The sequence below is a fragment of the Cyanobacterium stanieri LEGE 03274 genome (assembly GCF_015207825.1).
GTDB classification, from domain to species: domain Bacteria; phylum Cyanobacteriota; class Cyanobacteriia; order Cyanobacteriales; family Cyanobacteriaceae; genus Cyanobacterium; species Cyanobacterium stanieri_B.
Window position 1 is genome coordinate 1 of sequence record NZ_JADEWC010000023.1, and the last position, 12,406, is coordinate 12,406.

Annotated in this window: 10 protein-coding genes; 7 read left to right on the forward strand and 3 right to left on the reverse strand. The window is 36.4% G+C overall.

Going from position 1 to position 12,406, the window contains the following annotated elements:
• The 5 genes from acnB to IQ215_RS10335 all read left to right on the forward strand — a co-directional run.
• Window positions 1-2,015 (forward strand): bifunctional aconitate hydratase 2/2-methylisocitrate dehydratase (acnB, locus tag IQ215_RS10320; protein WP_193801232.1); only part of this gene is annotated, 2,015 nt, incomplete at its 5' end.
• 53 nt (window positions 2,016-2,068) lie between these two features.
• A complete protein-coding gene (locus IQ215_RS10325) occupies window positions 2,069-2,485 on the forward strand; it encodes a XisH family protein (protein ID WP_193801233.1) in 417 nt (138 codons plus the stop codon).
• Window positions 2,473-2,814 carry a XisI protein gene (locus IQ215_RS10330; protein ID WP_193801234.1) on the forward strand — a complete coding sequence of 114 codons (342 nt, stop codon included), beginning with the start codon at window positions 2,473-2,475 and terminating at the stop codon, window positions 2,812-2,814. Before IQ215_RS10325 ends, IQ215_RS10330 begins: the two co-directional genes overlap by 13 nt.
• A gap of 4 nt (window positions 2,815-2,818) precedes the next feature.
• Window positions 2,819-2,947: a hypothetical protein gene (locus IQ215_RS14490; protein ID WP_277815528.1), complete on the forward strand. Its 129-nt coding sequence runs from the start codon at window positions 2,819-2,821 to the stop codon at window positions 2,945-2,947.
• Window positions 2,947-3,186, forward strand: coding sequence for a hypothetical protein (locus IQ215_RS10335; protein ID WP_193801235.1), 240 nt, complete (start codon window positions 2,947-2,949; stop codon window positions 3,184-3,186). The genes IQ215_RS14490 and IQ215_RS10335 overlap by 1 nt, the downstream gene beginning before the upstream one ends.
• A 42-nt stretch (window positions 3,187-3,228) precedes the next feature.
• On the opposite strand, the gene IQ215_RS10340 is transcribed toward IQ215_RS10335, so the two are convergent.
• Window positions 3,229-5,106, reverse strand: coding sequence for an AIPR family protein (locus IQ215_RS10340; RefSeq protein ID WP_193801236.1), 1,878 nt, complete (start codon window positions 5,104-5,106; stop codon window positions 3,229-3,231).
• Between the two features lie 237 nt (window positions 5,107-5,343).
• Window positions 5,344-6,561: a (E)-4-hydroxy-3-methylbut-2-enyl-diphosphate synthase gene (gene ispG / locus IQ215_RS10345; RefSeq protein ID WP_193801237.1), complete on the reverse strand. Its 1,218-nt coding sequence runs from the start codon at window positions 6,559-6,561 to the stop codon at window positions 5,344-5,346.
• Window positions 6,562-6,791: 230 nt separating this feature from the next.
• Between ispG and IQ215_RS10350 the strand changes: the two genes are divergently transcribed.
• Together IQ215_RS10350 and ruvX are read left to right on the forward strand one after the other, a co-directional pair.
• Window positions 6,792-11,282 (forward strand): PAS domain-containing hybrid sensor histidine kinase/response regulator, encoded by a 4,491-nt coding sequence (locus tag IQ215_RS10350; RefSeq protein ID WP_193801238.1) that lies wholly within the window; start codon window positions 6,792-6,794, stop codon window positions 11,280-11,282.
• Window positions 11,283-11,297: 15 nt separating this feature from the next.
• Entirely contained in the window at window positions 11,298-11,714 is a 417-nt protein-coding gene (gene ruvX, locus IQ215_RS10355) for a Holliday junction resolvase RuvX (protein WP_193801239.1), read from the forward strand.
• Window positions 11,715-11,727: 13 nt separating this feature from the next.
• On the opposite strand, the gene IQ215_RS10360 is transcribed toward ruvX, so the two are convergent.
• The gene (locus IQ215_RS10360; protein WP_193801240.1) at window positions 11,728-12,189 is read right to left on the reverse strand and encodes a hypothetical protein; all 462 of its coding nucleotides are present in this window, start codon (window positions 12,187-12,189) and stop codon (window positions 11,728-11,730) included.
• Between the last annotated feature and the right edge of the window lie 217 nt (window positions 12,190-12,406).

Genomic DNA, 12,406 nt, shown 5'->3' on the forward strand with positions numbered 1-12,406 from the left:
TCCCCCTCCATGCCCTAGCAATGTTAGAATCAAGGATGCCAGAAGGGTTAGAAACCATTGCCAAACTCAAAGAAAAAGGACATCCCGTCGCCTATGTGGGGGATGTAGTGGGTACAGGCTCATCCCGTAAATCTGCCATCAACTCCGTATTATGGCATCTCGGCGAAGAAATCCCCTTCGTACCCAACAAAAAATCAGGCGGTTATGTTTTAGGTGGTAAAATCGCCCCCATTTTCTTCAACACCGCCGAAGACTCCGGCGCCCTACCCATCGAATGCGACGTTAATCAATTTAATACAGGGGATGTCATCACCATTCACCCCTACGAAGGCAAAATCACCAACGAAAAAGGCGAAACCCTCACCACCTTCACCATCAAACCCGAGACAATCTTAGACGAAGTTAGGGCAGGGGGGCGTATTCCCCTCTTGATTGGTAGAGCTTTGACCGATAAAACCCGTCAAGCGTTAGGATTAGAACCTAGTACCCTCTTTGTACGTCCTACCCCCCCCGAAGATAGCGGTAAAGGATTCACCCTCGCTCAAAAAATGGTCGGTAAAGCCTGTGGCGTAGAAGGTATCCGCCCTGGTACCTCTTGCGAACCCATTATGACCACCGTTGGCTCTCAGGATACCACAGGCCCCATGACAAGGGATGAATTAAAAGAATTAGCCTGTTTAGGTTTCAACGCCGATTTAACCCTGCAAACCTTCTGCCATACCGCCGCCTATCCTAAACCCGTGGACATCAAAACCCACAAAGACTTACCTGACTTTTTCGCTACCCGTGGCGGTGTTGCCCTCAAACCGGGAGATGGCATCATTCACTCTTGGTTAAACCGTATGTTATTACCCGATACCGTAGGTACTGGGGGCGATTCCCATACCCGTTTCCCCTTGGGTATTTCCTTCCCCGCAGGTTCTGGGTTAGTGGCTTTTGCTGCGGCTTTGGGGGCTATGCCCTTGGATATGCCCGAGTCGGTATTGGTCAAGTTTACAGGGGAACTACAACCGGGGGTAACTCTACGAGACATCGTTAACGCCATTCCTTGGGTAGCTATGCAACAGGGCAAGTTAACCGCAGGGAAAGGGGATAAAATCAATGTCTTCAATGGTCGTATCATGGAGATGGAAGGTTTACCTGATCTGAAAGTAGAACAGGCTTTCGAGTTAACCGACGCAACCGCCGAACGTTCTTGTTCTGGTAGTACCATTAAACTAAGTGAGGAAACCGTGGCGGAATATCTGCGCTCCAATGTTAGTTTGATGAAAAATATGATTGCCCGGGGTTATCAAGATGCGCGTACCCTATTACGTCGTATTGCCAAGATGGAGGAATGGTTGGCAAATCCTTCCCTGATGTCTGCGGATGAGGATGCGGAATATGCTGATACCATCGTGGTTAACCTTGATGAAATTAAAGAGCCTATCGTGGCGGCACCCAATGACCCTGATAATGTTAAACTCATGAGAGAGTGCGCTGGGGATAAGGTGGATGAGGTGTTCATCGGTTCTTGTATGACCAACATCGGACATTACCGCGCGGCGGCGAAAATCCTTGAGGGTGCTGGTACTGTGAAAGGGCGTTTATGGATATGTCCTCCTACCCGCATGGATGAGCAACAGTTGCGCAATGAGGGGGTTTATGGTGTGTTTGCGGCGGCGGGCGCTAGAACTGAGATGCCTGGCTGTTCTCTGTGTATGGGTAATCAAGCCCGTGTGGAAGATAATGCTACGGTGTTTTCTACTTCTACCCGTAATTTTAATAATCGTATGGGTAAGGGTGCAAGGGTTTATCTTGGTAGTGCGGAGTTGGCGGCGGTATGTGCTTTACTAGGCAAGATTCCCACTGTGGAGGAGTACAGGGCGATCGTTTCTGAGAAAATCGATCCTTTCAAGGGCGAATTATACCGTTACTTAAACTTCAATGAAATCGATGGTTTTGAAGATGAAGGGCGCGTTATTGCTTTAGAAGATATGCCGAAAATCGAGGACATTTTAGGTATGCCTGTATAATCTGTGGGGTGGGCATTGCCCACCTTTTGACTGATAAAATTACAAGGAGGAAAATGCCAAAAAAAGATATTTACCATGATGCCGTCAAAAATGCCTTAATAAAAGATGGTTGGAAAATCACGGCAGATCCTTACAAAATTAAATATAAAGATGCTCAATTATTCGCTGATTTAGCATTGGAAAAACCTATTCTTGCAGAACAAAATGAACGTAAAATTATTGTTGAAATAAAGAGTTTCTTAAGTCCTTCACCCATGAGAGATTTTGAAATCGCTTTAGGACAATATATTTTGTATAAAAACATAATCACTCTAACAGCACCTGAATATAAAGTTTATCTAGCTATTAAGGATGATGTTTATGAAAATTTTTTTAAAAGAGAGTCAATTAGAGATATTACTCAAATAAATAAATTACTATTGGTTGTTGTTGATATGGAACGGGAGGAAATCTTACAATGGATAGATTAGAAAAGTATCGTACTTCTCTTAAAAAGATATTGACGGGATATCATGATTGGGTTTCTGACTCTGCTAATTTAGATCAGGAAAGTTGTCTTGTTTTTGATGAAGTACATGATCAATATTTTTGGCTTTTTATGGGGTGGGAAGGTAAGAAAAAAATCAGAAATATTCAAGTTCATATTCGTATTAAAAATGAGAAAATTTATATTGAGGAAGATTGGACAGAAGAAGGTATTGCTAACGAATTATTAACCGAAGGTGTACCAAAAGAGGATATAGTTTTAGCTTTTCATGATCCTGAAACTCGTAAATATACGAACTTTGCGATCGCTTAAATTTATGAAAAGAAGTCATTTTAAAAAAGCAATTTTATCTTTAGAAAATCGAATTACTGAACATTGGCAAAAGGAAATCAAAGCCTTTGATAAAGGAATTGAACAAGTATTAAAAAGATTAGGTAAAAAATAATGCAAGTAACTGATCGAAAAAATAATATTAGAAATTCTACATTAAATCACCTAATTATTGAATTACAAAATGAATGTCAAACCGTAATTTCTTTAATTAATCAACTAGAATTATCCAATCTAACTGACAGTCAAAAAGGAGATATTTTAGCAGAATTATTAGCATCAATTATTCATCTTAATTCACATTGCGATGAAGATTTGCAAGAGTTAATTTCTGATGAATTAGAGACAATATAAAATTCATTGTATTTAAAAATCTGAGGGCATTTCTATATTTATCTAATAAAAAGGGATTACTCCTTGTTGATTAGCAATATCTTTCTGTCTATCTTTTGATAAATTTTTATTTTCAATATTCATTTGGGTTAGGATAAAATCAGTAAAATTTGCCTGTTTAAATATTTTATTAAACTCAATATTTTTGTTGTTTTCACGATAATTAAAAATATTTTGGATTAATAATTCACAACTTTTTTTGAAAATATTTTCGCTTTTTTCCAAATTATTAACAATGCTTATTAACTCTTGACAATATTTATCTATTTCTTTTCTGTTTCCACAACTGGGACAAAATTTATTGTTATCGATTGCTAGATATTTAAAAATCATTAAGATATAGTATTTCGCTTTTGTATAAATATCTTTTTTTTCCCAATCAATTGTTATTTTTGATTTTTTAACGAAATAATTAAGTTGATAAAAAGCCCAAGAACTTGCATAGTATGCAATAGGATAATGAGAGGGAACATAAATATCTTTTCCAATTCTCTCTATTAAACTTTTATCAAAGTAATTAACGCTATGAGGCTCATCTAAAAACATAGCCATGAATGCTTTTATTTGAGATCTAATTGTGATTATTCTTGCCTGAACAACATTTTCTTGCGAGAAAAATTGCCCTGGTCTTCTTTCATAATAAAGAGGTTTGTCAGATCGGGTAGTTTGTGTTTGATAAAACTCTTCTAATTTGGGATTAAATTCAGACAATGCTGCTATAAATTCTTTTCCTACTTGTGTTTGAGAATTTGTTGCCCTAATAATAGCGTTTCGAATATTTTCGTCATCAGTTTCAATTATTTTTACAGGAATCGTTGTATTCTCTATATCAGGAATATCTTTGCAAAGACCAAGAACATGGCTAGTTTGGCAACCATTGACTATTTGATAATTAATGAGCTTATAAACTTTATTCTTTTGGGGCATTAGTTTTTCTGTTATCAACGTAACTCCATTATTGAGGATAGGGAATAAATGTCTTTTATCATTAGATTCAAGAGTCTTTTTAATTTCCTCATTGATTGGATTGTCTTGTCCCAAAAAACCTCTTACATTATCATAAAAAATAAAATCAATAATACCTTTGTTATGATCCTGATGAAGAATAATTTTTTTAAACTCAGAAAAAGACATAACTGTCATGTATGCTTGTTCTATTCCATTTACTTCTAAATCAACACATTCTTTCAGTTGGATAATTGTTTCAACTCTTCGTTTAGTTTGTTTATATAGTTTTTCTAAATTTTCAGCTCCCCAAAAACAAAAATTAATTCGTTTCAAAAAGTTTAATTCTTGTTCTAAATTCTCTGTTAAAATCGATTGTTTTCTGGTTACAGTAGAATCAACAGTTTTATATGAAATAGTAGTATAATAAACGTTACATTCTGGTTTTTCTTCTGTCGATAGCCTATTTTCGTGGTATTTATTGAGTATATAATTTGCCAATAATGCTTTTTCTTGTAATTCTTGGCTTCTGGAGTATAGCGGTTCAATTCCCTTGTAATCAGCAAAAAAATCTTTGACACTATTAACTGTTTTTTCTACAACGGAGAAATTAAAACTACTTTCTAACTTTGCTTGTACAAAAACAAATTTTAAGTTGAAAGTTCTTCTTGTTGTACCAATAACGTTATCAGCTTCTTCTTCAGAGTTGACTAGAATATTATCAATTAAAATACCGACACCATCTAAGCCAGTATCTCTAGGTTTTCCCGTATGAACTTTAGAAACATCAAATTCTTCTCCTGTTCTATTAAAAGAAGAAAAAACACAATAACAGGCAAATTTTTCAAAATCTGTATAATCCTTTTCTGGTTCTAATTCATAGTCTTGTAAGTATTCTTGAATAAATGTATTGATAACGGGATCGATGTCTGCCATTATATATAGTTATTTTGAATTGTAACTACATTTTATCCTATCGTATTTTAAGAAGCATTTTTTGCTAAAAATTTATGCTTAAAATGACTACAATCATAATCTATTGGCTTTAGCCATCATCACTCCTAAAGGAGTTACTACGAACAAGACGATCGCACCATACATCTTAAAAGAAAATAGATTAAGTTGAAGCAAATTTAATCGATGGAGTGGGCCAATGCCCACCATAAATATTAATTAAGGATCAACCCATTTACCATCATCTTTAATTAGTTGAATCAGTTGTTCAACCCCTTCTGCTTCGGGTACTTTTCTAATTTCCTCCCGTCCACGATAAAGAGAAATAAACCCGGGTTGTCTGCCCACATAACCATAATCCGCATCGGCCATTTCCCCTGGCCCGTTAACGATGCAACCCATAACGGCAATATCTAACCCCGTGAGGTGTTTTGTGGCTTCCCTGACTTTGTGTAATACTTCTTCTAGGTTAAACAAAGTTCTACCACAGGATGGACAAGCAACGTATTCCACCATGGTTTTGCGCAATCCAAGGGCTTGTAAGATGCTATAACAAACAGGGATTTCTTTTTCAGGGGCTTCGGTGAGGGATACCCGAATAGTGTCGCCGATGCCTTCTGCTAATAATGTGCCGATTCCTGCGGTGGATTTGATTCTGCCATATTCCCCGTCTCCTGCTTCGGTAACCCCAAGATGAAGGGGATAACTCATGCCTAGTTCATCCATTTTTTTAACCATGAGACGATAGGCAGAAAGCATTACAGGTACTCGAGAGGCTTTGAGGGAGATAATCAGATTTTTAAAGTCTAGGGATTCGCAAATCCTGATAAATTCCAGGGCTGATTCTACCATTCCTTCTGGGGTATCACCGTAGGTAAATAACATTCTCTCGGCTAGAGAACCGTGATTAACACCAATACGCATGGCTTTTCCCTGATCTCGGAGGGATATTACTAGAGGTTCTAAAGTTTCCTTAATTTTAGCCCCAATTTCTTCAAATTCTGTTTGGCTATATTCAGTGCGATCGCCCTTAGGCTTTTCAAACACATATAAACCAGGATTAATTCTCACTTTATCAACGTGCTTGGCAACTTCTAGGGCAATTTTCATGCCATTATGATGAACATCCGCCACTAAAGGCACTGGTTGATAAGTATCGGCTAACTTTTGTTTAATCTCAGCTAAAGCCCTAGCGTGAGCCATACTAGGCACTGTTACCCGTACAATTTCGCAACCAATCTCATGGAGACGACGAATACCAGCTACTGAGCCATCTATGTCTAAAGTATCTTCGTTAATCATTGATTGTACAACCACGGGATTATTTCCGCCGATGGTGACGCTACCAACTTTTACCGCACGGGTTTGGCGACGGTGAATGGTGGTATCAAATAGTTTATCTTCCCTAGGGGCGATCGGTTGTTCTATAGTTTGCATCAATTTATACAGATAGTTGCTGTTCTTTTTATTTTATATTTTACTGTTCGTTGGTCTTTCACAACGGGGGTGAATCAAAATTATTGATTGGGCAATGGGCAATTTTCCACAACTTCCCTCAATAACTATGATGAATCTTCCCTCATCAACATTTAGTTAAAGGGATTTTGCACCAAGAAGATAAAACTGCAAGTAAAATAAAAAAAGCATAAGATAAAAACGGAAAACCAATGAACGTTGAGGAATCAAGCAAAAAAAACAATTTTCTAAAAGACACAACCTATAATTTAGAACAATTTTTTTCCTTAGCGTCCGACTTGTTATGTATTACTGATTTAGAAGGTAATTTTTTAGAATTAAATAGCCTATGGCAAGAAATATTAGGTTATTCCCCTGAAGAATTAAAAGGGCGTTGTTTTGCTGATTTAGTTCATCATCAGGATTTAGAAAGTAGTTTTGCTACTCTCTCAACTCTCAAAAATGACCAAAAAATTAACCATTTTGAAAATCGATGTCGTCATAAAAATGGTACTTATTATTATTTAGAATGGAAAGCTCAAATCCATGATGGTTTAATTTATGCCCTAGCAAGGGATATTACCCAAAAAAAACAAAGGGAAGCAAGGGTTGAAAAGGAAAAAAACTTTTCTAATTCGGTAATTACCAATCTTCCCGATGGCTTCATGGTTTTATCTGCCTCTGGAGAATTATTGGAGGTTAACCCCGCTTTTTGTGAAATGACGGGATTTACTCGCCCAGAATTACTGGGAACATTTCCCCCTTTTGACTATTGGGCTTCAGAAAATATTGATTTGTGTGAAAAGGTTTTTAACCCTCTTAATATTCATCTTAATAATAAAAATATTGAAGTAATTTTTAAGCATAAAAAAGGTCATTATATTCCTATTTTAGTAAGTTGTTATACCATTAATAATCCCGATGATAATGTTTTATTTTTATGTGCTACTATTAAAAATATTAGTCAGATAAAAAATGCTGAAATTGAACTTAATTTAACTAAAGATTTTTTAGAACAAACAAGTCGTTTAGCAAGGGTTGGGGGTTGGGAGGTCAACTTAGATAGTGATACGGTAAAATGGACTGATATGACCAAAATTATCCATGAATTGCCCTTAGATTTTCAACCTACCCTTGAGGATGCCATCAATTTTTATCGGGAAGGAGAAAGTCGAGATGTGGTTACAAAGGCGGTAGAAGGAGCGATCATCCGTGGGGAATCTTCTGCTTTTGAGGTGCAGTTAGTGACGGCTACGGGGAAAGAAATTTGGGTAAAAGCAATTATCGAGTCTGATTTTAGGGATGGTAAATGTCATCGTCTTTATGGTTCTTTTCAAGACATTGATGAAGAGAAAAAAAATCAAATTGCTTTGGCAAAAAAGACAGCTGAATTTAATCAATTAGTTTCTTTGATTCCTTTGGGAATTTATAAATTAACGGAAGATTTTCGATTTATTTATGTAAGTTCTGTATGGGCTGATTTAAATAATTTAAAAGCAGAAGATGTGGTAAAAGATTCGAAAATTGCTCTTAGTATAATTCACCCTGAAGATCGAGATTTATTTTTGGCTAAAAGTGCTGAGGCGATCGCCTCTCGTACCAATTTTGATGAAACTGTGAGAATGATTATTGATGGTAAGGTGCGCTGGATGCAAATCAAATCTAAAGCTCAACAGGATGAAAATGGAAATTGGTTTTGGTTTGGCACTCAAACCGATGTGACGGAAAATCAAATTGCCCAACGGGAATTATTAAGCACCAAACAACAACTACAAAGTATTTTAGGCTCTCTTAATGAAGTAGTATGGTCCATAAGTTATCCTGATCAACAAGTATTATACATTACCCCCTCGGCGGAAGATTTGTATGAAATGCCCTTGTCAGAGTGGTTAAAAGATTTATCCCATTGGCATCAGTTTATTCACCCCGAAGATAAACAACAAATGCAAGTCACCCTTCAACAACTAGAAACCCAAGGATATTACAACACAGAATATCGTATTATTACTGCCACAGGTAAAGTAAAATGGGTTTCTAATAAGGGAAAATATATCAAAAATGATGCAGGGGAAATTATTAGGATAGATGGTATCGTCACCGATATCACCGAAAATCAGTTAACTAAAATTGCCCTTGCCCATAGTGAAAATCAAATTAAAAATCTCATTGCCAATATGTCGGGAGTCGCTTATCAATGTCTTAATGATCGTAACTATACTACTTTATTTATTAGTGAAGAAATTCAAAGACTCACAGGTTATCAACCCCAAGATTTTATCGATAATCATGTTAATTTATATGATGTTATTCATCCTAGATATAGAAAACGGGTATCAAAGAAAATTAATCAAGGGGTAAAAAATAAAACTAGCTATGAGTTAGAATATCCCATGCTAACCACCCACGGGAAGTTAATTTGGGTTTCAGAAAAAGGTAAAGGTATTTATGATGATCAAGGAAAATTACTTTATTTAGAAGGAGTTATCTTTGATATTACCCGTCAAAAAGTGACTAAGAGTAAAATTCAAAAAGCTAATCAAGAATTACAAGAAAAAGAAAAAATGCTTTTTGCCATTTCCTTGGCGACGAAGGAATTATTAGTTAATGATGATGTGGAAAGTGCGATCGCCCTTAGCCTGAAAATATTATGTGATGCCATGGGAACAGATCAAGCATACTACTTTACCGTTAAACAAGGGGAAAACGAGCCCATATGTAGTCATCAATACGAATACTACGCCGATGGCAGACTCCCCGTCATCCAAAATCCACAATTAATTAACATTCCCATCTCCCTATTTCCCCCCGCCGCCCAAGCCCTCTTAGCAGGAAAACCCTTTCAAACATCTAGCGATGACATAGAAGACGACATCGCTTTTAAATCCATTATTAAAGAACAAAATATTAAATCATTTATTTATATTCCCATCTTTTATCAAGAAACATTTGTGGGCTTTATTGGCTTTGATGATACCCACCAAACCAGAAAATGGACTGATGGAGAAACAGCCCTCCTACAAAGTTTCACCGACACCATCGCCAGCGCCATGGAAAGAAAAAGCCTTGAGGAAAATTTAAGTTTAGCTAAACAACAAGCCGAATTAGCCAATCGAGCAAAATCAGAATTTCTAGCCAACATGAGTCATGAAATTCGTACCCCCTTAAATGGTGTCATCGGTTTTTCAGAATTACTATTACAAACCAACCTCGATGCCACCCAAAAAAAATATCTTCATCTTGTCAATCAATCGGGGAATATTCTTCTTGACTTAATTAATGATATTCTTGATTTTTCCAAAATAGAAGCGGGAAGACTAGAACTTTCCCATCAAAAAACCGATATTTGGAATCTTGCTTCCGAGGTTGTGGACATCATTCGCCTTAAGGTTGCCCATAAAGACATTGAAATTCTCTTAAACATTTCCCCAGAATTACCCCGTTTTGCTTGGTTAGATGAAATTCGGGTTAAACAAATTTTAATTAATCTCCTTGGCAATGCGGTTAAATTTACGGAAAAAGGGGAAATCGAAGTAAAAATCACCCTCCAAAATACCATTGACATTAAAAATAATCAAAGATTAACCCCCTCAAAAAAAGATCAGGATTTAACATTTAATCTTGAATTTTCCGTTAGGGATACGGGTATGGGTATTAGCCCAGAAAAACAAGAAAAAATCTTCCAAGCCTTTGCCCAAGAGGATAATTCCATTACTCGTAAATATGGAGGCACTGGTTTAGGGTTAACTATTTCTAATAAGTTATTGGCTTTGATGAATAGTCAATTGCATTTAGAAAGTGAAGTCGGTAAGGGTAGTCGTTTCTTTTTTAATCTTTCTTTGAAAACTCAAATGGGGGAAGAAATTGAATACGAGGCTTTGAGTGATATTAAACGGCTGTTGATTGTGGATGATAACGTTAATAATTGTGAGATTCTCAGACAGATGTTACTTAGAAAAAATATTGTCTGTGATGTAGTTTATGATTGTGTTTCAGCTCAACAAATTCTTAAAAATAATCCGGGGGTGTATGAGGGGGCAATTATTGATTATAGTTTGCCTGATAGTAATGGTTTGGATTTAATTCGCATTATTCGTTGTGGTTTTGATATTGATGCTAGTCGTTTACCGATAATTTTGTTACATAGTGTAGCTAATGATCAAGATATTAATTTGGCTTGTGAGGAGTTAAGTATTCAAAGTCAACATAATAAACCTATTAGTATCGATCAACTATACTATACCTTGGCTCATCTAAAGGTTAAGAACTCGGATGGGGTGCAAATGGTGGTGGATAATAGTTTGACTAATGAAAATGAAGCAATGGTTGATCGTCTTACTATTTTAATTGCTGAGGATAATAGTGTTAATTTAACTTTAACAAAGGTTTTGGTTAAAAGGGCGATCGCACATAGTACCATTATCACCGCTAAAAACGGACAAGAGGCGATCGAAAAATATATCACCCATCAACCCGACTTAATCTTAATGGATATTCAAATGCCCGTGATGAGTGGTTATGAAGCAACTACCATCATTAGAGCCACCGAAGAAAATAAATATACTCCCATTATCGCCCTCACCGCAGGTACAATCAAAGGGGAAAAAGAGCGTTGCTTGGAAGCAGGAATGGATGATTATTTAAGTAAACCCATTGTTTTGGAAGAATTTAACCGCATTATCCGTCAATATGTAACTATGGTGTGATTCAAAATATAAAAAATGAAAAAATTATCAGCCCTAGGTTTAGATATAGGATTAAGAAGAATTGGCGTGGCAGGATGCGATGGTTTAGGTTTAATTGCCACAGAATTAACTACCATTGAACGTAGTTCATTTAATGATGATGTTGTTAAATTTAAAGAAATTATTGAACAAAGAGAAGTAACAATTTTGGTAGTAGGCGTACCTTACAACCGAGAAGGAGAGATAGGGTTTCAAGCAAAACAAGTAATGAAATATGCTCAAAGATTAGCCCATCATCTTCAATTAGAGTTAGAATTTGTGGACGAGAGATTTACTTCTGTAGAAGCGGAAGAACAATTAAGAAGTAGTAAAAAGTATTCTCGACAAAATAAGGGTTTAATCGATAAACGAGCCGCCGCTATTATTTTACAACTTTGGCTCGATGGTAGGTAGGGGATAATAATTCCTAGAGAATAATTAATCGACAACCAGAGGCTGTGGGTGGTTGATCAATTTCTCTATAGAGAATGTCAATCCATTCATCTTCTTCTGGAAAGTTTTTAGATTTTAACACCATAATCCAGAATTGTTCTAGGTTAAGTTTTTCGCGCACGGCTGTGCGTTGTTTTCCTTTCATGTCATAGAAGATGTTTTGGGCTTTACCCTCATTTTCTAAAAGGGTGACACCTACTCTGATTAATTTCCCTTCTTCGTTTTCGAGGGCAATGACTGCATCAATGCCTAAAATTTCCCAGAGGGTTTCTAAGTCTTCTAAATCCTGCCTTTGGGATATGGCTTTTTCTAATCTTCTTGGAAGATGTTCTTGGGCTATGGTTAATAGTTTTTTTACCGTTAAATCTTTCGCCGTGAGATCTAATACTTGAATCCTGGATGCGATCGCCCTAAATCTTATACGTAAACTAAACATGATGTTTCTCCATACAATCAGCTATTTTAGACACTACTAACCCTTGGTTAGTAGATTTATCATTAAGTAGTCATAGCTGTATAACATTTACCCACGGAAAACCACCAGAAAGTTATTATAACTTAGTCTAGTTTACACATAATTATAACCCTGTTTAGTAAATTTTAGCAATTATTTACCACCAATTAAGGTGCGCTGAAGCACTAACAATCCATAA

Excerpts from the sequence above, each read along its gene's own strand:
- IQ215_RS10340 (WP_193801236.1), bottom strand. The coding sequence starts at position 5,106 with ATGGCAGACATCGATCCCGTTATCAATACATTTATTCAAGAATACTTA.
- IQ215_RS10335 (WP_193801235.1), top strand. The coding sequence starts at position 2,947 with ATGCAAGTAACTGATCGAAAAAATAATATTAGAAATTCTACATTAAAT.
- IQ215_RS10330 (WP_193801234.1), top strand. The coding sequence starts at position 2,473 with ATGGATAGATTAGAAAAGTATCGTACTTCTCTTAAAAAGATATTGACG.
- IQ215_RS14490 (WP_277815528.1), top strand. The coding sequence starts at position 2,819 with ATGAAAAGAAGTCATTTTAAAAAAGCAATTTTATCTTTAGAAAATCGA.
- IQ215_RS10360 (WP_193801240.1), bottom strand. The coding sequence starts at position 12,189 with ATGTTTAGTTTACGTATAAGATTTAGGGCGATCGCATCCAGGATTCAA.
- ispG (WP_193801237.1), bottom strand. The coding sequence starts at position 6,561 with ATGCAAACTATAGAACAACCGATCGCCCCTAGGGAAGATAAACTATTT.
- IQ215_RS10350 (WP_193801238.1), top strand. The coding sequence starts at position 6,792 with ATGAACGTTGAGGAATCAAGCAAAAAAAACAATTTTCTAAAAGACACA.
- IQ215_RS10325 (WP_193801233.1), top strand. The coding sequence starts at position 2,069 with ATGCCAAAAAAAGATATTTACCATGATGCCGTCAAAAATGCCTTAATA.
- ruvX (WP_193801239.1), top strand. The coding sequence starts at position 11,298 with ATGAAAAAATTATCAGCCCTAGGTTTAGATATAGGATTAAGAAGAATT.